Origin of the sequence: Pseudomonas sp. L13 (assembly GCF_009935965.1) — a bacterium.
GTDB classification, from domain to species: Bacteria; Pseudomonadota; Gammaproteobacteria; order Pseudomonadales; family Pseudomonadaceae; genus Aquipseudomonas; species Aquipseudomonas lactis.
Genome location: NZ_QODJ01000002.1, coordinates 100,993 through 125,974 on the forward strand (window position 1 = coordinate 100,993; position 24,982 = coordinate 125,974).

The window sequence follows — 24,982 nt, forward strand, 5'->3', positions numbered from 1 at the left end:
CATGAACGAGACCTTGAAAGGTAACTTTATGTGGTGTCTTGCTTCCTACGGTTCCCTACAGCCTGGTAATTTTCACCAGGTATGATTTTTCGGCGTATCAGCTGCCGGCGCCCCAAGCCTGAGCCAATTTTCCCAGCACGGAGCTGCTGGCACCCTCGCCGCCCAGGTATTTCAGGATCACCGAGGCAAACTGGCCGACCATGCCGCTGTCCATGCCCAAGGCGCTGAAGACGGTGTTCAAGTCATTGGTGCTTTTCACGTTGCCCAACAGGCCATCCAGGCCGCTGGTTTTGCTGCCGCCGGTTTGGCCGAGCATCCCGCTCAAGGCACCGAGGCTACCCAATGCGTTATTACCCGATAACTTGTCCAGGCCCGGCACAGTGCTACTCAACTGCGAGAAGTCGTTGCCACTGAGTTTGTTCTTGGCCAGACCCAGCATGGCCCCCGTGCCGCCCACCGCTTGCTCGGGGGTGATGTTCAGCTGCGAGGTCAGGGCCGTCAGCAGGTCGGCCGTCTCCGAGGTAGGCGCGGCGGCAGCGGCCTTGTTGTTGCCACCCTGCATGCCGGAAATGGCGTTGGCTGCATCGCCAAGGCTGAAACCTGCGGCGAACACCGGGCCGGCGGCCACGGTCAACAGGCAGGACAGGGCAAAACCGCGTGAAATCTTCATCGAAACAACCTCTGGGTATAGGGGTAAAAGCAGGCGTTGGACTGGGTAACCCGTCGGTTGTTCCGGAGCCCCTCAGGAACCCATCGGGGATAAGCGGGTCCATGAACTGACTACAAAATTTGTCGAGAAGAGACTTATGACTGCGATCCAACCCCCAGTGATTGAGCACAAGCCTGCGTTCTGGAGCCGCCCTCGCCTGTTCATCGGCGCCTGCGTGGTGGTGGTTGCCGGTATCGGCGGCGCGCTCTACACCCAGGACAGCGTCAAATCCGCGGCGACATTGGTGACCACGACCCAGCAGCCAGCCGCCCAGATCATGGCCCACAAGGATTACCTGGAAGTAGAACCGATTGCCTCCACGGCGCCAGCACCAGACCAGAGCCTTGAACTCTGGGCGATTCCCAAAGACGGCACACCGGTGTCACTTGGCCTGTTACCGGAGGATGGCAAAGGCATCATTGGCCTGAATCCGCGCCAGCAGGAGACGATCAAACAACCGGTGGAGTTGATGGTAAGTTCTGAAACCAAAGGTGGCTCGGTGAGTAAGCAACCAACCGGCCCGACCGTTTACCAGGGTGCGTTGGCCACTCGCTGACCCGTCTGCACACTCGATTCAAACTGTGGGAGCGGGCTTGCTCGCGAAAGCGTTGGATCAGTCAACAGCGATGTTGCTGGGCCGACGCCTTCGCGAGCAAGCCCGCTCCCACATTGGCTCATCAGTGCGTTGAAAATGGGTTCCAGACGAAGAATAAGGGCGACCCGTGGGTCGCCCTTTTTCATTTGGCCAATGCTTACGCGGCGCTGAATAATTTGTGCGGATCAATCACAAACTTCTTCGGCACACCCGCATCGAACTCGCCATAACCGCGTGGCGCGTCATCCAGGCTGATCACCTGCACGCCGACGATCTCGGCAATGTTGATACGGTCCCACATGATCGCCTGCATCAGTTGGCGGTTGTACTTCATCACGGGTGTTTGCCCGGTGTGGAAGCTGTGGGATTTGGCCCAGCCCAGACCAAAGCGAATGCTCAGGCTGCCCATTTTCGCGGCGGCATCGACCGCACCTGGGTCTTCGGTCACGTACAGGCCTGGGATACCGATCTTGCCCGCCACGCGTACCACGCCCATCAGCGAGTTGAGCACCGTGGCCGGGGCTTCGGCCTTGACGCCGTCGTGGCCGTGGCCACGTGCTTCAAAGCCCACGCAGTCAACGGCGCAGTCCACTTCCGGCTCGCCGAGCAACGCGGCAATCTGTTCGTGCAGCGGGGTGTCGGTGGACAGGTCGACCACTTCAAAACCCTGGGCCTTGGCGTGAGCCAGACGGATCGAGTTGACGTCGCCGATGATCACCACCGCTGCACCCAGCAAACGAGCGGAGGCTGCAGCCGCCAGGCCTACCGGACCGGCACCAGCGATGTAAACGGTGCTGCCAGGGCCAACGCCGGCCGTGACGGCGCCGTGATAGCCGGTGGGCAGGATGTCGGACAGGCAGGTCAGGTCACGGATTTTCTCCATGGCCTTGTCGCGGTCCGGCAGTTTCAGCAGGTTGAAGTCGGCATACGGCACCAGCACGTACTCGGCCTGGCCGCCGGTCCAGTCGCCCATGTCCACGTAGCCGTAGGCACCACCGGCCCTGGCCGGGTTAACGGTCAGGCAGACGCCGGTGTGTTGTTCCTTGCACGAACGGCAGCGGCCGCACGCGACGTTGAAGGGCACGGACACCAGGTCACCGATTTTCAGGTTCTCGACGTCGCTGCCCTTCTCGATCACTTCACCGGTGATTTCATGCCCCAGCACCAGGCCGGTCTGGGCCGTGGTGCGGCCGCGCACCATGTGTTGGTCGGAGCCGCAGATATTGGTGGAGACCACGCGCAGGATGACGCCGTGCTCAATCTTCCTGCCACGGGGGTCCTGCATTTTGGGATAGTCGATTTTCTGTACTTCGACCTTGCCGTTGCCGAGATACACGACACCACGATTACCAGACATGCTTTCACCTCGCTGTTGTTTTTATGGAACTGCGTTGCCGCTTGGATGGGCAACGCGTTGAGTGCTCGGGTTACAGATGCTGTTTCTTGTGTTGCTGGTAAGGGCCTCATCGCAGGCAAGCCAGCTCCCACATTCTAGGTGTGTGAACCCGATCCACTGTGGGAGCTGGCTTGCCTGCGATAGCGATCTAGAGAACAACGGTGCGATTGGCATTCAAAAACACCCGCCGCTCAATGTGATACCCCACCGCCCGCGCCAATGTGAGCCCTTCGATATCACGCCCCTTGGCAATCAAATCTTCGGGGTAGTGGCTGTGATCCACCACCTCCACGCCTTGGGCGATGATTGGCCCTTCATCCAGATCGTTGTTGATGTAATGCGCCGTGGCGCCCACCAGTTTCACGCCCTTGTTGTACGCCTGGTGATACGGCTTGGCGCCCTTGAAGCCCGGCAGCAACGAGTGGTGAATGTTGATGGCCTTGCCGTCCAGCTTGCGGCACAGCTCCGGTGACAGCACTTGCATGTAGCGCGCAAGGATCACCAGTTCGGCGCCGGTGCCTTCAATCACCTGCCACACCTGACGCTCCTGGGACGGTTTGTCATTGGGGTCCAGGGGAAAATGGTAGTAGGGAATCTGGTGCCAGTCGGCCAACGGCTTCAGATCAGGGTGGTTGGACACCACCGCGACCACATCCATCGACAACTGGCCGATGCGCTGGCGGTACAGCAGGTCGTTGAGGCAGTGATCGGCCTTGGAGACCATGATCACCACTTTGGGCCGGTAGTTCGGCGCCGTCAGTTCGAAGATCATGCCAAAGGCTTCACCACGGGTGGCCAAGCCATCGCGGAACGCCTGCTCGTCAAAGCCGTCAGGCTGACGGAACTCAACACGAATGAAAAACCGACCCGAGAGGCGGTCATCAAACGAGTGGTGCTCGGTGACGTAGCAGCCCTGTTCGAACAGATAGCGGGTGACCGCGTCCACCGTGCCGAGCACGCTGGGGCAATCGGCGGTCAAAATCCATGTATCGGGTGCGCGGCTCATTACGAATAACTCCTCAAACAACGCTATCTACTGTAGGAGCGAGCTTGCTCGCGAAGAACGCCAACGATGATGCGTGCATGCTGAATGAACGCGGCGTCTTTTAGTTTTTCGCGAGCAAGCTCGCTCCTACAGTGAAGGGGTGAGACAGCGCGAGCGCCATGTCAGGCTTGGCCGCTCAGGCCGAATTCGGCCGAGGCATCCTGCAACCACAACCACCAGTAATCCGAGAAGCTGCGGCGGATCAGCAGTTCCCAGGAGTCTTCAGCCGTATGACGGATCACCAGTTGCGACTTGGCGAACACCGTACCCACGGCCTTGCCGACCGGGAAGTTGTTGGGGTGTACGTCGTAGCTGGTGGACTTCATCAGCACGTCGCGCACATTCGGGCCGCTCAGCTCGAGAATCTGCTGGCCGCCGCTGACGTTGACGATCTGAATATGCAGGTCGCCCAGGGCAGCGCGCAGGTTTTGCTCGGCGGCAAATTCTTCACCGCTCGGCACGATCAACAGCCACTCATCCGGGCCGAGCCACTGAAGGCTGGTTTCACCTTTGAAGACCACGCTCAGCGGACCGGGCAGTTCAATGCCGACGGCCTTGTGTACGCCAGCGGCGAAGGCGGCGTCGTGGCCATCGCCACGAATAGTCAGGTGGCCGAGGAGTTTCTTTTCACGCACGGTCACGCCGGCGTTCTTGCGGCCCTTGCCCACCAGGCTGGCGAGGTCGGCATGGTGCAGCGACGACTCGGCCTTGGCACCGGTGGTGGGGCGTTGTTGGTAAACATTGGCTGCTGTCATAAAGCACCTGTTCTGAATTCTGTGGTGACTGTTCTGGCCTCATCCGGGCAAGCCCGGCTCCCACAGGGCAATACATTCCAAATGTGGGAGCTGGCTTGCCTGCGATGCAGGCGACTCGGTCGATCAAATGTTCTGCCGATCGCCTTTAGGGTCAAAGAACACCGAAGACACAATTTCCGCCTCGATCACGCTGCCATCCGCTTGCGGCGAAAACACCCGCTCGCCGATGCGCTTCAAGCCGCCCTTCACCACACCCATGGCAAACGAATAGCCCAGGGAGTTATGTGCATAACTTGAGGTAACGTGGCCCACCATCTTCATCGGGATCGTCTGCTTCGGATCGAACACCAACTGCGCGCCTTCCGGCAGCCACACGTTCGGATCAATCGGCTTGAGCCCCACCAATTGCTTGCGCTCTTCGCGCACGCAGTCTTCACGGTTCATCCCGCGCCAGCCGATCCATGAGAACGGCTTGGTACGGCCAACGCACCAGCCCATGTTCAGGTCGTCCGGGGTCATCGAGCCGTCGGTGTCTTGCCCGACGATGATGAAGCCCTTCTCGGCGCGCAGTACGTGCATGGTCTCGGTGCCGTACGGGGTCAGGTTGTACTTCTTGCCGGCCTCAACGATTTTTTCCAGCACGCCCATGGCGTAGTCGGCCTGCACGTTGACTTCGTACGACAGCTCACCGGTAAACGAGATACGGAACACCCGCGCCGGCACGCCGCCCACCAGGCCTTCTTTCCAGGTCATGAACGGGAAGCCGTCCTTGTCCAGGTCGATATCAGTCACTTCACTGAGCAGCTTGCGGCTATTGGGGCCGGACAGGGTCATGGTTGCCCAATGGTCGGTGACCGAGGTGAAGTAGACCTTGAGGTCCGGCCATTCGGTCTGCTGGTAGATTTCCAGCCACTGCAACACGCGGGCGGCGCCGCCAGTGGTGGTGGTCATCAGGAAGTGGTTGTCGGCCAGACAGGCGGTGACGCCGTCGTCGAAGACCATGCCATCTTCCTTGCACATCAGGCCGTAGCGCGCCTTGCCCACGTCGAGCTTGGTCCAGGCGTTGCTGTAGATGCGGTTGAGGAACTCGCGGGCATCCGGGCCTTGAATGTCGATCTTGCCGAGGGTGGACGCATCCAGCAGGCCGACGCTGTCGCGTACGGCCAGGCATTCGCGCTTCACCGCGGCGTGCAGGTCTTCACCGTTACGCGGGAAATACCAAGGGCGCTTCCACTGGCCGACGTCTTCAAACTCGGCGCCGTTCTTCACGTGCCAGGCTTGCAGCGCGGTGTAGCGTACCGGCTCGAAAATGTGCCCACAGTGACGGCCCGCTACGGCGCCGAACGTGACCGGCGTGTAGTTGGGACGGAACATGGTGGTGCCCATCTGCGGGATGGTCACGTTCAGCGAACGGGCCGCGATGGCCAGGCCGTTGACGTTACCCAGCTTGCCCTGGTCGGTGCCAAAGCCCAGCGCGGTGTAGCGTTTGACGTGCTCCACCGACTCGAAACCTTCGCGGGTGGCCAGTTCGATGGCGGCGGCGGTCACGTCGTTTTGCAGGTCGACAAATTGCTTTGGCGCCCGTGCAGTGGCTTTTTCGTGGGGCACCTGGAACAGCGCCAGGGTTGGCTCTTCAAGACGGCTCAAGGCTTTTGGCACCGTGCCTTCAACCGGGGCAAAACCGGCTTCGCTGGCCGCACGCACGCCGCCTTCAAAGCCATCGGCGAGGGAATCGCCAAGGCCGTAGACACCGTTGATGCCACCGACGCACACGCGTTTTTGCGGTGCTTCGCCCGGTACAAACCCGAGGATATCTTCACGCCAGGTCGGCTTGCCGCCCAGGTGCGAGGCCAGGTGCACCACCGGGCTGTAACCGCCGGAGCTGGCGACCAGGTCGCAGTCCAGCCATTCGCCGGGGCTGGCGACTTTATGCGCCTTGACGTCGATGGCCGCCACACGGGCACCGGTCACGTGCTTACTGCCACGGGCCTCGATCACGGCGCTGCCGGTGAGGATGCGAATACCTTTGGCACGGGCTTCTTCCACCAGTGCACCGCGTGGGTTGTGGCGCGCATCGGCCACCGCGACGACGGTGAGGCCCGCATCGAACCAGTCCAGCGCTACGCGATAGGCATGATCGTTGTTGGTCGACAGCAGCAGTTTTTTACCCGGTGCCACGCCATAACGACGCACATAGGTAGACACCGCACCCGCGAGCATATTGCCCGGCACATCGTTGTTGCCGTACACCAGCGGACGCTCGCACGCACCGGTGGCCAGCACCACACGCTTGGCACGTACGCGGTGGATACGCTGACGCACCACGCCAATCGGCGCACGGTCACCCAGGTGGTCGGTCAGGCGTTCGTGAATGGTCAGGAAGTTATGGTCGTGGTAGCCGTTGACGGTGGCGCGGGGCAGCAGCACCACGTCCGGCAGGGCTTTCAATTCGGCGATGACGCTGGCAACCCATTCCGTGGCGGGCTTGCCGTCGAGGCTTTCACGGGAATCGAGCAGCGAGCCACCGAACTCTTCCTGCTCGTCGGCGATGATCACCCGAGCACCGCTGCGCGCAGCGGCCAGCGCAGCCGCGAGGCCCGCAGGGCCTGCGCCCACGACCAGCACGTCGCAATGACGGTTGAAGTTGTCATAGGTGTCCGGGTCGTTCTCGGTGGGCGAACGGCCAAGGCCTGCCGCCTTGCGGATGTACTTCTCGTAGGTCATCCAGAACGATTGCGGGTACATGAAGGTTTTGTAGTAGAAACCCGGCGGCATCAGCTTGCCGCCGACCTTGCCGAGAATCCCCATCATGTCGTTGTTCACGCTCGGCCAGCCGTTGGTGCTGGTAGCAACCAAGCCCTGGTACAGCGCCTGTTGGGTGGCGCGCACGTTGGGGATCTGCGTGGCTTCGGTGGCGCCGATCTGCAGCACCGCGTTCGGCTCTTCGGCGCCCGCGGCAAAGATGCCCCTTGGGCGCGAGTACTTGAAGCTGCGGCCAATGATGTCGACACCGTTGGCCAGCAGGGCTGCGGCCAGGGTGTCGCCTTCAAAACCCTTGTAGCTCTGACCGTTGAACGTAAACGTCAGGACTTTATTACGGTCGATGCGGCCACCGTTGGACAGGCGATTGATCTGGCTCATACCTTCTCTCCAGAGGCCTTGGCGGTGAACTGAGGCTTCTCACCGATCTTGTAGGTTTCAAGAATTTCGTAGGTGACGGTGTCGCGGGTGGCGTTGAAATACTGGCGGCAACCGGCGGCATGGATCCACAGTTCGTGGTGCAGGCCGCGCGGGTTGTCGCGAAAGAACATGTAGTCGCCCCACTGCTCGTCGGTGCAGGCATTCGGGTCCAGCGGGCGCGGGATATGCGCTTGGCCGGACGCGTGGAATTCCTCTTCGGAGCGCAGTTCGCCACAGTGAGGACAGAAGATATGCAACATAGGGAATTTCTCCTGTTAGTGGGCGACGGCCGCAGCGCCGTGTTCGTCGATCAGCGCACCGTTGTGGAAACGGTCGATGGAAAAAGGGGCGGCCAGCGGGTGCATTTCACCCTTGGCCAGGCTGGCAGCAAACACGTTGCCTGAGCCTGGGGTGGCCTTGAAGCCGCCCGTGCCCCAACCGCAGTTGAAGAACATGTTCGGTACCGGCGTCTTGGAGATGATCGGGCAGGCATCCGGCGTGGTGTCGACGATGCCGCCCCACTGGCGGTTCATGCGCACCCGCGACAGCACCGGGAACATCTCGACGATGGCCTGGATGGTGTGCTCGATCACCGGGTACGAGCCACGCTGGCCGTAGCCGTTGTAGCCGTCGATACCGGCGCCGATCACCAGGTCGCCCTTGTCGGACTGGCTGATGTAGCCGTGCACCGCGTTGGACATGATCACGCTGTCGATAATCGGCTTGATCGGCTCCGACACCAGGGCTTGCAGCGGGTGGGATTCGATCGGCAGGCGGAAACCGGCCAGCGAAGCCATGTGCCCGGAGTTACCTGCTGTGACCACACCGACGCGCTTGGCGCCGATAAAGCCCTTGTTGGTTTCCACACCGATGCACACGCCGTTTTCCTTGCGAAAACCGATCACTTCGGTCTGCTGGATCAAGTCCACGCCCAAGGCATCGGCAGCGCGGGCAAAGCCCCAGGCCACGGCATCGTGACGGGCCACGCCGCCGCGCCGTTGCACGGTGGCGCCGAGCACGGGGTAACGGGTGTTCTTGGAGCAATCCAGGTACGGGATTTCGTCGGCCACTTGCTGGGCATTCAGCAGTTCGCCATCTACGCCGTTGAGGCGGTTGGCGCTCACACGGCGTTCGGAATCACGGATGTCCTGCAGGGTGTGGCACAGGTTGTACACGCCGCGCTGGGAGAACATTACATTGTAGTTCAGGTCCTGGGACAGGCCTTCCCAGAGTTTCATTGCATGTTCGTACAGGTGCGCCGACTCGTCCCACAGGTAGTTGGAACGCACGATGGTGGTGTTGCGCGCGGTGTTACCGCCGCCCAGCCAGCCTTTTTCGACCACGGCCACGTTGGTGATGCCGTGCTCCTTGGCCAGGTAGTAGGCGGTCGCCAGACCATGCCCGCCGCCGCCGACGATCACTACGTCATAGACCTTTTTAGGGGTCGGCGTGCGCCACATCTTCTGCCAGTTTTCGTGATGGCTGAGGGAGTGCTTGAAGAGGCCGAAGCCTGAGTAGCGTTGCATAGTCATTACTCCAAAACCGCGCTCAGCGATAAACCGGGAAATCAGCGCACAGGGCAGACACGTGCTTGGCCACGTTGGCCTCGACATCGGCGTCGCCGAGGTTGTCGAGGATGTCGCAGATCCAGCCCGCCAGCTCGACGCACTGCGGCACTTTGAAGCCACGGGTGGTCACCGCCGGGGTACCGATGCGCAGGCCCGAGGTCACGAACGGCGACTGCGGGTCATTGGGCACCGCGTTCTTGTTGACGGTGATGTGGGCGCGGCCCAGGGCGGCGTCCGCCTCTTTGCCGGTGAGGCCCTGGCGGATGAGGCTGACCAGGAACAGGTGGTTGTCGGTGCCGCCGGAGACCACGTCGTAGCCACGCTTGATGAACACTTCGGCCATGGCCTGGGCGTTATCGATCACTTGTTGCTGGTAAGCCTTGAAGCCGGGCTCCAGCGCTTCCTTGAAGCACACGGCCTTGCCGGCGATCACGTGCATCAGCGGGCCGCCCTGGGCGCCGGGGAATACCGCAGCGTTGAGTTTCTTTTCGATTTCTTCGTTGGCCTTGGCCAGGATCAGGCCGCCCCGTGGACCGCGCAGGGTCTTGTGGGTGGTGGTGGTGACCACGTCGGCATAAGGCAGCGGGTTGGGGTACAGGCCGGCGGCGACCAGGCCGGCAACGTGGGCCATGTCGACGAACAGCAGCGCGCCTACTTTGTCGGCGATCTGACGAAAGCGTGGGAAATCCAGGGTCTTGGAGTAGGCCGAGAAACCCGCCACGACCATCTTCGGCTTGTGCTCGACCGCCAGGCGCTCGACTTCGTCGTAGTCGATCAAGCCGGTATCGGTGTTGATGCCGTATTGCACCGCGTTGTACAGCTTGCCCGAGGACGACACTTTGGCGCCGTGGGTCAGGTGGCCGCCGTGGGCCAGGCTCATGCCCAGGATGGTGTCGCCGGCATTGATCAGCGCCAGGTACACGGCGCTGTTGGCCGAGGAACCCGAGTGCGGTTGCACGTTGGCGTAATCGGCGCCGAACAGCTGCTTGGCGCGTTCGATGGCCAGGGCTTCGACCTTGTCCACATGCTCGCAACCACCGTAGTAGCGTTTGCCCGGGTAGCCTTCGGCGTATTTGTTGGTAAGGCCGCTGCCTTGAGCTTCCATCACGCGCTTGCTGGTGTAGTTCTCCGACGCGATCAGCTCGATATGATCTTCCTGGCGCTGCTCCTCGGCATTCATCGCCGCCAGCAGTGCGTCGTCATATCCCTGAATCTGGTCTTGTTTGCTGAACATCGCGTCTCTCCCAGCCTTTCGTATTGTTAAGGCCCGTGCAGGGCCCTTTGATGCGATGGTAGGGCTGGCGCGTGCGGGCCAAATGCCTGCGCACGCCACGCAAAGGTGCGTTTACGACATGGACCGAGCGAATGCTAACTGAGGGCCGAAAAACGGTAGGAGCGAGCTTGCTCGCGAAAAACCTGAGAGCGCCGCGTTCAATCAGGCAGCCCGCGTTATCGTTGACGTTTTTCGCGAGCAAACTCGCTCCTACAGGAGGGTTAGGCGATGAGCTTGCGAACGAGTAGCAACAGAAGAAAATGCATGGGATACAGGGCATAGGCCCAGCGTCGCATGGCGGGTGGCTTGGCGTTTTTGCCATGTCGCAATAAGACCAATCCTGCCAGCGGCGCAATCAGACATGTAGCCAACCCCAACAGCGCCACAGGCGTGCCGCTATTGAGCAGAATCTGCCACTGATTGGCGGCGACGCAGACTAAACCCGGCAGCACGCTGAAGTACCAGGGCCGGCGAAACACCAGCAATATCGCCAGTGGCAGCAATACACCAAAGAAACCGAACATCAACTGGTGTGAAAACACGGCCGCCATTGTGACGGCGATCAGCGCTAATCCTCGATCAACCAACGCCTGTTGCTGCCATCCTCGGGCAACCAGCAAACCTAACGCCAAGGTCGGCAACACATTCAACGTATCGGCGTTCTCGATAAATAGCCGATACGGCACCTCGCTGATCACGCTGAACAGCAGCAACCACCCCAGGTAGCGCCAATGCCCAGTCACTGGCGCGTTCCGGGCCCTGTGCAAATTGGCCGCAATCGCCAGGCAAAACCAGGGGAACGCCAGGCGCCCCGGCACGTATAGCCCATCCAGGCTCAGCCCCACGTAGCGCAGGTGATCAAGCACCATACTCAGCAGCGCCAGCCACTTGAGCAGATCCAAAGCGCCATCTCGGACAGGTCCGACAGGCAGGGTTTGAGTACCGTGCATAATTCCCCAACGACTTTGCATTTACAGTGCGTGCGCGCCCCCGGCAATCTTGGGTAAAGTGCGCACCAACATCGACCACAGGAACGGGCCATGACCGACAAGAGCCAACAATTTGCCAGTGACAACTATTCCGGCATCTGCCCGGAAGCCTGGGCCGCCATGGAACAAGCCAACCAGGGCCATCAGCGCGCCTACGGCGATGATGAATGGACCCACCGCGCCGCCGACGGTTTCCGCAATCTGTTCGAGACTGACTGCGAGGTGTTCTTCGCTTTCAACGGTACGGCCGCCAACTCCCTGGCGCTGTCCTCGTTGTGCCAGAGCTACCATAGCGTGATTTGCTCGGAAACCGCCCACGTCGAGACCGACGAATGCGGCGCGCCGGAGTTTTTCTCCAACGGCTCCAAACTGCTGGTTGCCCGCACCGAAAACGGCAAGCTGACCCCGGAGTCGATCCGCGAGATCGCCCTCAAGCGCCAGGACATCCACTACCCCAAACCCCGCGTCGTCACCCTGACCCAGGCCACCGAAGTCGGCAGCGTGTACACCCCCGAAGAAATCCGCGCCATCAGCGCCACCTGCAAGGAACTGGGCCTGAACCTGCATATGGACGGCGCACGCTTCGCCAATGCCTGTGCATTCCTGGGTTGCTCGCCGGCCGACCTGACCTGGAAAGCCGGCGTGGACGTGCTGTGCTTTGGCGGCACCAAAAACGGCATGGCCGTGGGTGAAGCCATCCTGTTCTTTAATCACAAGCTGGCTGAAGACTTTGACTATCGCTGCAAACAGGCCGGTCAGTTGGCGTCGAAAATGCGCTTTCTCTCTGCGCCATGGGTGGGCCTGCTGGAAAATGACGCCTGGCTCAAGCATGCACGCCACGCCAACCATTGCGCGCAATTGCTGAGCAGCCTGGTGGCGGATATTCCCGGCGTGGAATTGATGTTCCCGGTGCAGGCCAACGGCGTATTCCTGCAGCTCTCGGAACCCGCGATTGCAGCGCTGACCGCCAAGGGCTGGCGCTTCTACACCTTCATCGGCAAAGGCGGTGCGCGCTTCATGTGTGCGTGGGATACCGAGGAAGAGCGTGTAAGGGAACTGGCCGCCGACATTCGGGAAGTAATGAACGCTTAACGTGCGAATTCGGCCAGTCCGTACTGGCCGATCGCCGAGACTGTTTTTTGATATTTCTGACAGCCATGCAGCTCGTTTTTATTGTCTAGCCTCTTGTTACCCGCAAGGAAAACGCAGCGATATCTGCCACCTTTCGGGTTTCATCGCCAGCCGAACAATCGGCGGCAAAGGTAAATCAATGGAGAGCTTAATCATGGAATATCAGAGCAACGTGAACACCGTGCTGAACAATGGTACTACCACCACCACAGTTATCGACTGGGATGAGTTCCGGAAAAGCGCCAAAGTCGGCGACACCATCCGCGAGCCATCCAGGACGCTCAGGATCTACGACAAAGTCTATGAACTGACAGCATCTGGCCAGCACTTTGTGGTGCAGATCTACGCTCAGTAATCATCAACTGGGGACCGCGTCGGAGCCTCATGACCTCCGGCGCGGTACCGAAGCAGCCCTCAACTCGCTCCTACAATGCCTTTGGCTGAAGCGCCACCCACTCATCAATGGGGCCACGGTTATCAACAAACGTGTCGCCACCGAACCTTACCGCCAGTTTATTAACCGCGTTCAGGGCTGTCGTCACCGCGCCCTCCGCCCAACCGCCGGTAAAAGACACGTCATCCCCAGCAATAATGAACCCATCTGGATTGCCGCTATGCACACCGTTCATGAACTGCGAAAACAACAGGCGCTGGTATTCGTACTGCCCCGGCAGATTCATCTTGAAAGCACAAAGAAAAAACGGCTGCTCTTCCCAGTTGATTTCGACAAAGGGATCGGTCATGCCGAACTCCGCTGCAAGGTCCAGTTGATGGTGGGCATACACCGAGTCCAACAAGGTCGAACATAGCGCAACATGGGAAGGCAACGGCGTCGCGCGATCCCCCATGAACTTGAGGCTGTCGTCGTTCCAGGTGTAAGACAAAAACATTCCGCTGCCCTTGTAGGCGCCTTGACTCGCCGCGTAATCCAACAGGTAAGTGCCACGGGTAATCCGGTCCGACAAGGTCACGCTCATCTTGTACTGATGGTCCACCCCGATATCGGTCCAGAAAGGTCGCTTGGTCTGGGCGAATATTTTGGCCGACTGCATGTAGTGGGTGTACATCACCGCTTCCCATTCCTTGACGGACAGCAGGCTATTCATGGCGTTGAAATGATCGGTGCCGCTCATATAACGAAATTTGTCCAGAATCCGCTTCTGGGGTGTGTAGATCACGGCAGGGAAGGTGTAATGGCGTTCGCCCCCCTGGTTATGATCAAAGATGTAGACGTCGAACTCACCGTCTTGGCGCCTTATGATCTGCCGTACCTCCTGCCCGAAAACCTGGGGAATGACTTGAGCGCTCAGGCTGGCGACGGTAGTGCCCGAAGGCCAGTGGGCCATGCTGTCGCCCATCGCATCCGGGCTACGCGCCCATAGCCGACGAGGCAGTTCGGTGGATCCGTCGTACATCAACTTGTGGTTGGTATCCAGGCCTGTGTACAACACCCGTAACACCTCTAGAAAGCAGTTCGGATAGTCGGTATTCCACCCTCCCGTACCAAAACCGATCTGGCCAAACAGGTCGATGTCCTCCCGGCTCCAACCGGCCTGTTCCACCATGGCGGCAAAAAAGCTGAGATTGTCCCAACCGGCATCCAGAATCGCATTCCACAACGTCTTGATCTTCGCTTGGTCAAGGCTGCCCTCGGACATTGCCGCTTCCATTTCAGTGAAATGGATCGGGGCCTGTTCCAGGAAAACCTCGAACAACTTACGCTCGATGTCCTGATATTCATCGGGCAAATTGTTGCCTTCGTAATAGACCTGTTTCTGTTGATAGTCGACCACCGTACTGGGGGTTGCAGCCGAGCCTGGGTTGGGAAAGTCCGCCGAGTTGGCGGTCATGCCGACCTTATCGAAATAGTGCATCAGCGCCTTGCCGGAAACGGGGAAACGCATGGCCCCCATTTCACAGATGACACTGTTGGCCGGGGCTTGTGGGTCGCCCACTACATAGGAATAGAGTCGCCCACCCATGCGATGGCTGGCCTCCACGACCACGGGATGCAAACCCATGCGCAAGGCTTCATAAGCCGCGACAAGGCCGGCGACGCCAGCCCCAACGATCAATACCTTGCTGCCGTGGGCACTGCTGGAAACCTGCGCAAGTGCCGTCCCGTTACTGGCAGCCCGATTGAGGAACCGGGCGTAGTGAAAAGGGAAATCGGGGATAAGCGCGGTGACATCATTGGTCAGTAAGCGCGCAGCGCCTTTGCTACGAGAAGGGATAGCAGACATGTCGAGCATCCTTGGCTGGATAAAGGACGTCCACCTACTGCTCTATGACGAAGGGCGACAACGACGCGTTCGGTCATCAGCGTAGAAGATTGTAGGAATTGGCTCTATATCGCTTGGAAATAAGACAGCCCGTTATCAGCCAAACCTCACCTCCGCAAGGTTTTGCGCAGTCAGTTCAGAGATTCCTGAAGTGATTATTTGCAAATACCGATTCAATCGTACATTTGCTTGTAAGACTCTTCATCGATCACTCAATAAAAACAGATCGTGAACCTATGACTATGCCCTGCGACCAAGCGGCAGCTCCCCGTCCCGCGCTGAAAATAGAAACCCGTTCCATTGACTATGTGCCGCGCAATGAACGCCACGGCAAGGTCTGGCATCAGGCGCCGTTCTGGTTCACCGGCAACTTCGTACTCACCACCATGGTCACCGGGTTTACCGGCGCTGCCTTGGGGTTGAGCCTGGTCTACGCCATCCTGGCGATTGTCATCGGCGTGTGCCTGGGCACGTTTGCCATGGCCTTCCACGCCAACCAGGGGCCGCGCATGGGCTTGCCGCAGATGATTCAGTCGCGAGCGCAATTCGGCTTGCGCGGGGCAATCGTGCCCTTTATCGCGGTGATCTTCGTGTACATCGGTTTTAACGTGTTCAATGTGATTCTCGCCACCGACGCCATCAATACCGTGCTGCCCGGCAATCGGACACCGTGGTATGCCTTGATGATCGTCCTGGCCGTGGTGATCGCCGTGATCGGCCATGACCTGTTGCACACCGTGCAACGCTGGCTGACCTACGTGATGATCAGTGTGTTCGCGGTCCTCACGGTGGCTGCCGTGACGACCTTGCAGGCCGACACGGCGGTGGTCGACGCTCATTTTTCCTGGTCGGCGTTTCTGATTCAGCTGTCAGCCGCGGCGGGCTACCAGATCAGCTACGCCGTCTACGTCTCGGACTACTCGCGCTACCTGCCCCATAACACGCCGTCGCGCAGTGTCATTACCTGGACGTACCTGGGCGCTGCCGGCTCCGCGCTGTGGCTGATGTCGCTGGGAGCCTTTCTCGCTTCGGCGCTGCCCTCACCCGATGCCATCGGCAGCGTGCAGGCCGTGGGCAACCAATTGCTTCCGGGTTTTGGCACCTTTACCGTGCTGGTCGCAGTCCCCGCGCTGGTCGGCATCATGGCGGTCAACTGCTATGGCGCGATGCTCACCGGGATCAGTGCCATTGACGGCTTTGTACCGATCAAACCACGGATCAAAAGCCGAATCGTCGGAATCAGCCTGGTAGCCGTCATCATTTTTGTGATTGCCCTGAGCATCCCCGAAAGCTACCTGAGCAGTTTCAACACCTTCGTCCTGCTGATGCTCTATTTCCTGGTGCCCTGGACGGCGGTGAACCTGGCGGATTTCTACGCAGTACGAAAAGGGCGCTATGCGATCAGCGATATTTTTAACCCAGCCGGTATTTATGGCCGCTGGTCGCGTGCCGGTCTCATTGCCTATTTCCTCGGCCTGGCGGCGATGGTTCCGTTTATGTCGCTGGGTTTTTATCAAGGGCCGATCAGCGTGATGCTGGGCGGTGCCGATATTGCGTTCGTCGTCGGCCTCGCGATTTCGGCAGGGGTGTACTGCGCGATGAGCCGCAGCCTTGACCACGCCGCCGAAGCGCGCGCCGTAAAAACCAGTGAGCGAGCGTTGGAAGGGAACTTGCCATGACACTGCTACGCGTCGTTTGCCATCAATTGGCGCCGCGTATCGGCGACACCGCTTATAACCGGGTGCTGGCCGAGCACGCGATTCGCGCCGCAGCCAAGCTCAACACCCAAGTGATCGTGCTGCCGGAACTGGTCCAGAGCGGTTACACGTTCACGGACCAGGAGGAAGCCTATGCTGCTTCAGAGACACTCGACGGGCAGACCCTTTGCCTGTGGAAAAGCCTGGCACATGAGCTGGGAATCATCATCGTCGCAGGGTTCTGCGAGCGCTTGAGCGCAGGCAGGGTTGCCAACAGTGCCGCGATGATCGAACCCTTCGGACGGGTGACGGTATATCGCAAGGCCCACCTATGGGACCGCGAAAAACTGATCTTCACCCCCGGTGAAGCTCCACCTCCGGTGGTCGACACCGCCGTCGGACGCATCGGCATGATGATCTGCTATGACCTGGAACTGCCCGAGTGGGTACGCCTGGCAGCGCTGGCGCAGGCCGACCTGCTCTGCGCGCCGGTGAACTGGCCCGACGGCCCGCGCCCCGTGGGTGAGCGGCCGGCAGAGATCGTACGGGTTCAGGCGAACGCCGCAGTCAACCGCATGTTCATCGCTGCATGCGACCGTTATGGCGAAGAACGTGGCGTCAATTGGGTGGGCGGCTCAGTCATCGTCGACGCCGATGGCTACCCGCTGGCCGGAGCAGCCTACCACCCGCAGGAACAGCAGTTAGTCGCCGACCTGCCACTGGCCCAGGCCAGCCACAAGTCAATCAGCGACCACAACCACGTTCACCAGGACCGCCGACCCAGCTTGTACTGACCTTCAGAACTCAATGCGCACATCACCCTTCGGCACACTGCAGCACGACAGAATGTAGCCTTCGGCTTCGTCCTCTTCGGTAATCCCGCCGTTGTGCTCCATCTCGACCTCGCCCCCCAGCTTCATCACCTTGCACGTACCGCAGATGCCCATGCCGCAGGCCTTGGGGATCAGCAGGCCGAGCTTGGCGGCAGCGGCGTGCACCGTTTCCCCCGGTGCCACGCGAATACTCTTGCCCGACGCGATAAATTCCACTTGATGCAGATCTGCAAGGTCGACTTCCGGCGCATCCGCCGCTTGCTCGGCCTGCTCCACCGCATCGGCACGGGCTTCGGGTGGCGTCGCACCAAAGGATTCTTCGTGATAACGGGTCATGTCGAAACCGGCGACCTCCAGCAAACGCTTCACTGCGTTCATGTACGGCGTAGGGCCGCAGCAGAACACTTCGCGCTCCAGGAAGTCCGGCACCATCAGCTCCAGCATCTTGTGGTTCAGGTAGCCGCGATACCCGGCCCAGGGTTCGCCCAGGCCGTGTTTTTCGCAAATCAGGTGCAGGCTGAAGTTGTCGATCCGCGACGCCATGTGCTCCAGCTCGCGGTGATAGATGATGTCCTTGGGCGAGCGGGCGCTGTGGATAAAGGTCATGTCGACGTTGGCGTTGGTGTCGTAGAACCAGCGCGCCATGGACATCACCGGCGTGATGCCGACACCACCGCTGAGGTACAGCACTTTAGGGCTCGGGAAGTCGATGGCATTGAACAGCCCGACCGGGCCGTGTACCGCCAGTTCCTGGCCTTCGTGCAAAGTGTCGTGCAGCCAATTGGAAACCCGGCCGCCCGGCACACGCTTGATGGTCACCGAAAAGCTGTAAGGCACCGACGGTGAGCTGGAAATCGTGTACGAGCGCATGATCGGCTGGCCTTCGATTTCCAGCTCCAGGGTGACGAATTGCCCCGGCTTGAAAAAGAACAGGATCGGCTGATCGGCCATGAAGCAGAAGGTGCGCACATCCCAGGTTTCCTGGATGACTTTGACGCAGCGGACGATGTGCCGACCATTGGCCCAGGTCTGGGTGGTTACCGGATTCAGGAAATTATTGGACATGTTGTTCTCCACCGCCGACGTCGGCCTTATGGTGGCGATTCTGCGTAACGCGAGAACCACCCATTTACCTATCTGCGACATTCACATACTTACGGCGACCAGCCCCCAAAGACAGGGGCTTGCGCGTCGGGATCAGATTGGGCCATGTCGCCCATGGATAAGGTTCGACGTGACGCCGGGCCCACACTCGCTCCCAACAAAGACGCGTTCTTTACGCCTTGCACAGCACCAACCGTAGCCACTATTCGCCGGCCACACAGAATGGCCATGAGGACACACACGATGGACGTCACCGCAACCTTAAGCTTGGGCGATCCGCTGGAACCCGCACGCAAGGCCACCGCGCAAATGCTGCAAGAGCGCGAGCGCACTTTTTCGCTGCCGCAGCCGTTTTACTCTGATGAGCGGCTGTTCGATATCGACATGCAGGAGATCTTCCAGAAAGAGTGGTTGATCGCCGGCATGACCTGCGAAATCCCCACCAAGGGCAACTACCTGACCCTGCAAGTGGGCAAGAACCCGATCATCGTGATCCGGGGTGCCGACGGCGTGGTGCATGCGTTCCACAACGTCTGCCGCCATCGTGGCTCGCGCTTGTGCACTAGCGACAAGGGCAAGGTCGCCAAGCTTGTGTGCCATTACCATCAGTGGACTTACGAGCTGGACGGCCGCCTGCTGTTCGCCGGCACCGAGATGGGCGCCGATTTCGACATGAAGCAGTACGGCCTCAAGCCGGTGAACGTGAAGACCGCTGGCGGCTACATCTTTATCAGCCTGGCCGAAAACCCACCGGCCATCGATGACTTCCTGTCGACGCTCAGCCATTACATGGAGCCCTACGACATGGAAAACACCAAGGTGGCGATCCAGACCACCTTGTTCGAAAAAGCCAACTGGAAGCTGGTGCTGGAAAACAACCGCGAGTGCTACCACTGCAACGCGTCACACCCCGAACTGCTGAAAACCCTGCTGGAGTGGGACGACGTCACCGACCCGCGCGCCGATCAGGCATTCAAGGACCACGTGGCCGCTTCTGCCGCCGCTTGGGATGCCGAAAAAATCCCTTACGCCCACGCCAGCTTCGGCCTGCGTAACCGCATCGTGCGCATGCCGCTGCTCAAGGGCACCGTGTCGATGACCCTGGATGGCAAGCAAGGCTGCGCCAAGCTGATGGGCCGCATCAAGAATCCGGACCTGGGTTCGATGCGCATCCTGCACCTGCCGCACTCTTGGAACCACTGCATGGGCGATCACATCATTGTGTTCACCGTGTGGCCGATCAGCGCCCAGGAAACCATGGTCACCACCAAGTGGATCGTGCACAAGGACGCCGTGGAAGGCGTGGACTACGACGTGGAGCGCATGCGCCAGGTGTGGGACGCCACCAACGACCAGGACCGCCGACTGGCCGAAGAGAACCAGCGCGGCATCAACTCCACCGCTTACCAGCCTGGCCCTTACTCCAAGACCTATGAGTTTGGCGTGGTGAATTTTGTAGATTGGTACAGCGAGCGGATGCTGAGCAACCTGGGCGCCGCTCCGGCGCCGTACCTCAAAGGTGTGGCTGCACACGAATAACTGACGCCCCATGGATCACAATGTAGGAGCGAGCTTGCTCGCGAAAAACTCACAGGCACCGCGTTTATTCAGGAAGCACGCGTTATCGTTGACGTTTTTCGCGAGCGAGCTCGCTCCTACATCAGTTCTCGCGCAAGCCGCTAGGGCCCTGCCCTCCAGCCTTTACTCAACAACTTATCCACAGAGACACCCACAGCAATTGTGGGCAAGTGCGCTGTGCACACAAATTAAATCAAGAAAATCCGTGACTTATTCAAACCTCCGGGTTTCCGCTCATGCTGCTCATTTATTGATCAAACCTCTAAAAGCCTTATCTGGCGTGGCTTGCAGCGGTAAGCGAACACCTTATCCACAGATGCACCAACAGACTTTGGGGGCAACTTTGTCCGGGCTGTGGAAAAGCCTCTAAAACCCACATAAATCGGGGATATACCGTAGTTTAAAACGCGAAAAAGTTAGACTTGATCAATTATCAACCAAACCAGCCAAAGCCACGGTTCATAAGGCCTGGAGCGGATAGCGAACAACTTATCCACAAAAGCGCCAACAGACTTTGGGGGCAACTCGGGGCTTTAACTCAGGAAAACCCAAGCAAAAACTGCAAGTTAGGCTGGTTATTTTTCGTACAGAGGGCTGCAGAGCTTGAAACGCCGGGCTTGTGGACACCCGCGAACAGGTTATCCACAGGCGGATCAACAGGCATTGTGGGTAAGCCCACTATAAAGCAGGGAAATGTGTGCGGGCTTGCCCGCGATTGCAGCAGGCAAGCCAGCTCCCACAAGGTTTGGTGCTGGTCAGGTATCAGCGTACGACGCCCTCTTCTACGAGAAGCTTGAGAATCGCTTGCGCGCCCTCTTCGGCGCTCACGCCCTTGAGCACCTGCCCACCGCCGCCACTGGCCTTGGCGGTCGCGGCTTTCATGCGATCGGCGCCGCTCTTGGCCTTGATCACCTTGAGGCGCTTGGGCCGTGGCTTGGCCGGTTGCAGCAGTGCGCCTGTGAATAACTCATCCTGTTCAATCTCGACGTCATGGGCCGCCAACTCACCTCGTTGCGCCGGGCCGTAGGCGCTTTGGCGTGGCTTGGGCGCCGCGTTATCCACAGTGGCGAGAAACGGCAGGCGCACCTTCAAGCGCCGCCGCTGGCCGCGAGGCAGCGCCTGCAGCACCAGGGCTACGCCGGCGTCGATGGACTCCACCTGCGCCAGCCCCACAATCAGCGGCCAGCCCAGCTGCTCGGCCAACAGGAACGGCAGCATCCCCGAACCTTCACCGGTTTCTGCCTGGCTTCCGGTCAGTACCACTTGGGCCCCCGCGTCGCGCAGATACTCGCTGAGCACCGGCAACGCATCGGCGCCGGCCGGCTGTTCGAGTACCTGCAGTTGCGGCAGGCCCATGCCCAGGTAGCTGCGCAGGGTCGGCTCGCTGACATCACCGGCGTGCAGCACCTGCAACTTATCCCCAGCCAGTTGCAGCCCCAGCTCGACCGCACGCGCGTCCTGCTCGGCGCGGCGTGGACGCCCGGAGGTGGGGTGAGCGCCGATGGACACCAGGCTGAATACAGTGTTCGTCATGGTCATATCCTCAGGCTGCATCGCGCTTGGCACCGTTGCGGTAGGTTTCGACCGCTGCGATCAAAGCTTTGAGTATCGCGGCGCTTTCGCCGATCACCGACAAATCGGCACGCTTGATCATGTCGCAACCGGGGTCGAGGTTGATCGCCACCACCTTGTCGCAGGCACCAATGCCTTGCAGGTGCTGGATCGCCCCGGAAATCCCGACGGCCACGTACACCCGCGCAGTGACCCAGGTGCCGCTGGCGCCGACCTGGCGATCACGCGCCATGAAGCCATCGTCCACTGCCACCCGCGAGGCGCCTTCGGTGGCGCCCAGGGCCGCGGCGGTCTGGTGGAACAGCGCCCAGTCCTTCACGCCGTTGCCACCGGAGAAAATGAACTCGGCCTCGGCCATTGGAATCGCTGCCGGGTCGACCGCCACCGCGCCGAGATCTTCGATACGCGGCAGACTGCGCGCCAGGCCTGTGGATAACTCCACGGGCAAGACTTCGTGGCGGGTTTCGCTGACCGGATCGGCACATTCGGCGGCGGCGAGGATCAGACGGGGCAACGGCCGCGCCAAATCTTCCTGGCCGGCACCGGCACGGCCCATGCATTCCTCGCCCTTGATCTGCCACACCCGCGTCGCCGGGCGTTCCTTGAGGCTGGCGGCAAAGCGTCGCCCCAGCTCACCACCACCGCTGCGGCTGTCTGGCAGCAACCAGTGGCGCGGGCTGAATTGGTTATCCACAGCGCGCAGGCCCTGCACGCGTTGCTCCGGTGCATAACCTTCGAATTCATGCCCCTCCAGCACCAGCAGTCGGTCGACGCCGGCGGAGGCAAAGGCGCTTTCCTTGTGTTCACCGAACACCACCGCCAACACCGCGCCGTCACTGCCGGCCAACTGGCGCGCCAGGCCAAGCAAGTCGCGGTCGTGGCTGCTCAGGCGGCCGCCGACCATGTCCGGCACCACGTTGATGTAGAACGCCGGAGCCGGCACCTGATGCAGCGACAATTGCACTTGCACTGCCGCGGTACGCTTGGCCGCGCCGCCCTGCTGGGCACCGCTGCGGTCGATGCGCTTGATGCCGTTGGGGCCGATAAAACCGACACCATGCACGTTTTTGCGAATGACGCCGTTGGGCCCCATCCAACTGTGTTGCACCGGCTGCATCGCCGCGTGCAGCGGGTGCAGGCGGTTACGGGCGATCCATTCGGCCCGTGGGTCGCGGCGGATAATGTCGCTCATCAGTGCACCTCCGCAGGTTCACGCTTGAGGGGGGCTTTGGCTGGCGCGGCGTCTTCAAGCAACGCGTCGGCTACCAGCTCGGCGATGTCTTTGATCAACGGGCGCGGTTCGACCACGCCTTCCAGCATCGCGGTGCATTGCGGGCAACCCACGGCCACCAGTTCGGCGCCGGTCTCGCGGATGTCGTCCATGCGCATATCGGGGATACGTTGCTTGCCGGGGATGTCAGTGATCGGCGCACCGCCACCGCCACCGCAGCAGCGTGAACGGAAGCCCGAGCGTTGCATTTCCTTGACCTCGATACCCAAAGCCCGCAGCACTTGGCGCGGCGCCTCGTATTCACCGTTGTAGCGGCCCAGGTAGCAGGGGTCGTGGTAGGTCACGCTGTTGCCTTTGTGCTGGCCCAGGTTCAGCGCGCCCTCGCCAATCAGCTCGGCCATGAAGGTGCTGTGGTGCTGCACCCGGTAGTTGCCGTTGAAGGCGCCGTATTCGTTTTTCAACACATGGAAGCTGTGCGGATCGCAGGTGACGATGCGCTTGAAGCTGTACTTGGCCAGGGTCTGAATATTGCGCGTGGCCAGCAGCTGGAATGTCGCCTCATCGCCCAGGCGCCGCGCCACGTCACCGCTGTCGCGTTCTTCCAGGCCAAGCACGGCGAAGTCGACCTTGGCGGCCTTGAGCACTTTGACGAAGGCGCGCAGGGTACGTTGGTTACGCATGTCGAAGGCGCCATCGCCGACCCAGAACAGCACATCGCAACTGCCTTTGTCGCTGAGCAACGGCAAGTTCAGGTCTGCCGCCCAGTTCAGACGACCACCGGGTGCGAAACCGCCGGGGTTGTCGGTAGCGATCAGGTTTTCCAGGACTTCGGCGCCCTTGTTCGGCGTGGCGCCTTTCTCCAGGGTGAGGTGGCGACGCATGTCGACGATGGCGTCTACGTGCTCGATCATCATCGGGCACTCTTCCACGCAAGCGCGACAGGTGGTGCACGACCACAGGGTCTCGGCGTCCACCAGGCCGTTGACGATCGGCTGGTGCGGGTTGCCGCCGTGTTCGCCCACCGGTTTGCCGGGGTAAGGGCTGCCGGCGAACTTGGCATCGGTGCCACCGGCCAGGCCGACCACCATGTCCTGGATGAGTTTTTTCGGGTTCAGTGGCTGGCCGGCGGCAAACGCCGGGCACGCCGCTTCGCACTTGCCGCACTGCACGCAGGCGTCGAAGCCGAGCAGTTGGTTCCAAGTGAAGTCCTTGGGTTTTTCCACGCCCAGCGGCGCGGTTTTATCGCTCAGGTCCAACGGTTTCAACCCGGTGGAGCGGCCACCGCCAAAGCGTTCGGCGCGGCGGTGCCATGCCAGGTGCAGGGCACCTGCGAAGGCGTGTTTCATCGGCCCGCCCCAGGTCATGCCGAAAAACATTTCGGACACGCCCCACAACACGCCCACGCTCAGCAATGCCGCGAGCAGCCAGCCGCCGAAGTCGGCGGGCAGAATCCCGGCCACCGGCAAGGTCACCAGGAAGAAGCTCACCGAGAACGCCATCAGGCTTTTGGGCAGGCGCATCCACGGGCCTTTGGACAGGCGGGCAGGCGGATTGCGGCGGCGCAGGTACATGAAGATCGCGCCGACAAACATCAATGTCGACGCCAGCAGCAGTGCATAGCCAAGAATGCGGCTCTGCAGGCCGAAGCCGTGCACCACAATCGCCAGCAGCGCCGACAGCACAAAGCCCAGCGCCGTCGCAACGTGGGTGTTGGCGATGTATTTGTCACGGGCGACCACGTGGTGCAGGTCGACCATGTAGCGCTTGGGCATGGCCATAAGGCCACCGAGCAGGTCGACTTTGGATGCGCGGCCACGGCGCCACATGTTCACCCGGCGCAGGGCGCCGAGGACGGCAAGGCCCAGGGCGGCAAACAAAAGAATAGGCAGCAAGGTATTCAACATGGTGAAGCTCCCACAGACCACACAGGTCTTGCATGGAAGCCGGATCAATGTGGGAGCTGGCTTGCCTGCGATGGCATCGACTCGGTCTCACTCAAGACCGAGTCGCCTGCATCGCGGGCAAGCCCGACTCCCACACTGGT

At 60.7% G+C, this 24,982-nt stretch carries 20 protein-coding genes; 6 read left to right on the forward strand and 14 right to left on the reverse strand.

Annotated elements, in window-relative coordinates:
- Window positions 1–97 precede the first annotated feature (97 nt).
- The gene (locus DK871_RS02160) at window positions 98–670 is read right to left on the reverse strand and encodes a DUF2780 domain-containing protein (RefSeq protein WP_161903829.1); all 573 of its coding nucleotides are present in this window, start codon (window positions 668–670) and stop codon (window positions 98–100) included.
- 136 nt (window positions 671–806) lie between these two features.
- Between DK871_RS02160 and DK871_RS02165 the strand changes: the two genes are divergently transcribed.
- On the forward strand, window positions 807–1,265 hold the full coding sequence (locus DK871_RS02165) for an anti-sigma factor domain-containing protein (RefSeq protein ID WP_034133936.1): 459 nt from the start codon (window positions 807–809) through the stop codon (window positions 1,263–1,265).
- A gap of 196 nt (window positions 1,266–1,461) precedes the next feature.
- Here DK871_RS02165 and fdhA read toward each other — a convergent pair whose 3' ends face one another.
- The 8 genes from fdhA to DK871_RS02205 all read right to left on the reverse strand — a co-directional run bounded on the left by fdhA (window position 1,462) and on the right by DK871_RS02205 (window position 11,471).
- Entirely contained in the window at window positions 1,462–2,661 is a 1,200-nt protein-coding gene (gene fdhA, locus DK871_RS02170; RefSeq protein WP_014720230.1) for a formaldehyde dehydrogenase, glutathione-independent, read from the reverse strand.
- 187 nt (window positions 2,662–2,848) lie between these two features.
- Window positions 2,849–3,706, reverse strand: coding sequence for a formyltetrahydrofolate deformylase (gene purU, locus DK871_RS02175; RefSeq protein WP_161903830.1), 858 nt, complete (start codon window positions 3,704–3,706; stop codon window positions 2,849–2,851).
- A 161-nt stretch (window positions 3,707–3,867) separates the two neighbouring features.
- Window positions 3,868–4,500 carry a sarcosine oxidase subunit gamma gene (locus DK871_RS02180; protein WP_161903831.1) on the reverse strand — a complete coding sequence of 211 codons (633 nt, stop codon included), beginning with the start codon at window positions 4,498–4,500 and terminating at the stop codon, window positions 3,868–3,870.
- Between the two features lie 123 nt (window positions 4,501–4,623).
- On the reverse strand, window positions 4,624–7,641 hold the full coding sequence (locus DK871_RS02185; protein WP_161903832.1) for a sarcosine oxidase subunit alpha: 3,018 nt from the start codon (window positions 7,639–7,641) through the stop codon (window positions 4,624–4,626).
- Complete coding sequence (locus DK871_RS02190) at window positions 7,638–7,940, reverse strand: sarcosine oxidase subunit delta (protein ID WP_003194855.1); 303 nt, start codon at window positions 7,938–7,940, stop codon at window positions 7,638–7,640. Before DK871_RS02190 ends, DK871_RS02185 begins: the two co-directional genes overlap by 4 nt.
- Before the next feature lie 15 nt (window positions 7,941–7,955).
- The gene (locus DK871_RS02195) at window positions 7,956–9,206 is read right to left on the reverse strand and encodes a sarcosine oxidase subunit beta (protein WP_003176546.1); all 1,251 of its coding nucleotides are present in this window, start codon (window positions 9,204–9,206) and stop codon (window positions 7,956–7,958) included.
- 22 nt (window positions 9,207–9,228) lie between these two features.
- Complete coding sequence (gene glyA / locus DK871_RS02200) at window positions 9,229–10,482, reverse strand: serine hydroxymethyltransferase (RefSeq protein ID WP_003194857.1); 1,254 nt, start codon at window positions 10,480–10,482, stop codon at window positions 9,229–9,231.
- 260 nt (window positions 10,483–10,742) lie between these two features.
- The gene (locus DK871_RS02205) at window positions 10,743–11,471 is read right to left on the reverse strand and encodes a TraX family protein (protein WP_161903833.1); all 729 of its coding nucleotides are present in this window, start codon (window positions 11,469–11,471) and stop codon (window positions 10,743–10,745) included.
- Window positions 11,472–11,561: 90 nt separating this feature from the next.
- On the opposite strand from DK871_RS02205, the gene DK871_RS02210 reads away from it, so the two are divergent.
- Together DK871_RS02210 and DK871_RS02215 are read left to right on the forward strand one after the other, a co-directional pair.
- Window positions 11,562–12,602, forward strand: a complete 1,041-nt coding sequence (locus DK871_RS02210) for a low specificity L-threonine aldolase (RefSeq protein WP_003194862.1) — start codon at window positions 11,562–11,564, stop codon at window positions 12,600–12,602.
- Between the two features lie 193 nt (window positions 12,603–12,795).
- Entirely contained in the window at window positions 12,796–12,996 is a 201-nt protein-coding gene (locus DK871_RS02215) for a hypothetical protein (RefSeq protein ID WP_161903834.1), read from the forward strand.
- A gap of 70 nt (window positions 12,997–13,066) precedes the next feature.
- Here DK871_RS02215 and DK871_RS02220 read toward each other — a convergent pair whose 3' ends face one another.
- The gene (locus DK871_RS02220; protein ID WP_161903914.1) at window positions 13,067–14,884 is read right to left on the reverse strand and encodes an FAD-dependent oxidoreductase; all 1,818 of its coding nucleotides are present in this window, start codon (window positions 14,882–14,884) and stop codon (window positions 13,067–13,069) included.
- Window positions 14,885–15,165: 281 nt separating this feature from the next.
- Between DK871_RS02220 and DK871_RS02225 the strand changes: the two genes are divergently transcribed.
- Both DK871_RS02225 and DK871_RS02230 read left to right on the forward strand, forming a co-directional pair.
- Window positions 15,166–16,602: a cytosine permease gene (locus DK871_RS02225; RefSeq protein ID WP_161903915.1), complete on the forward strand. Its 1,437-nt coding sequence runs from the start codon at window positions 15,166–15,168 to the stop codon at window positions 16,600–16,602.
- On the forward strand, window positions 16,599–17,414 hold the full coding sequence (locus DK871_RS02230) for a nitrilase-related carbon-nitrogen hydrolase (RefSeq protein ID WP_161903835.1): 816 nt from the start codon (window positions 16,599–16,601) through the stop codon (window positions 17,412–17,414). The genes DK871_RS02225 and DK871_RS02230 overlap by 4 nt, the downstream gene beginning before the upstream one ends.
- A gap of 3 nt (window positions 17,415–17,417) precedes the next feature.
- Here DK871_RS02230 and gbcB read toward each other — a convergent pair whose 3' ends face one another.
- Complete coding sequence (gene gbcB / locus DK871_RS02235; RefSeq protein WP_161903836.1) at window positions 17,418–18,518, reverse strand: glycine-betaine demethylase subunit GbcB; 1,101 nt, start codon at window positions 18,516–18,518, stop codon at window positions 17,418–17,420.
- Between the two features lie 282 nt (window positions 18,519–18,800).
- Between gbcB and gbcA the strand changes: the two genes are divergently transcribed.
- Window positions 18,801–20,096: a glycine-betaine demethylase subunit GbcA gene (gene gbcA, locus DK871_RS02240; protein ID WP_032894948.1), complete on the forward strand. Its 1,296-nt coding sequence runs from the start codon at window positions 18,801–18,803 to the stop codon at window positions 20,094–20,096.
- An 801-nt stretch (window positions 20,097–20,897) separates the two neighbouring features.
- On the opposite strand, the gene DK871_RS02245 is transcribed toward gbcA, so the two are convergent.
- The 3 genes from DK871_RS02245 to dgcB are packed head-to-tail and all read right to left on the reverse strand — an operon-like array spanning window position 20,898 to window position 24,842.
- Complete coding sequence (locus DK871_RS02245) at window positions 20,898–21,674, reverse strand: electron transfer flavoprotein subunit beta (RefSeq protein ID WP_164545343.1); 777 nt, start codon at window positions 21,672–21,674, stop codon at window positions 20,898–20,900.
- Between the two features lie 4 nt (window positions 21,675–21,678).
- A complete protein-coding gene (locus tag DK871_RS02250) occupies window positions 21,679–22,899 on the reverse strand; it encodes an electron transfer flavoprotein subunit alpha/FixB family protein (RefSeq protein ID WP_161903837.1) in 1,221 nt (406 codons plus the stop codon).
- Complete coding sequence (dgcB, locus tag DK871_RS02255) at window positions 22,899–24,842, reverse strand: dimethylglycine demethylation protein DgcB (RefSeq protein ID WP_161903838.1); 1,944 nt, start codon at window positions 24,840–24,842, stop codon at window positions 22,899–22,901. Before dgcB ends, DK871_RS02250 begins: the two co-directional genes overlap by 1 nt.
- Window positions 24,843–24,982 lie beyond the last annotated feature (140 nt).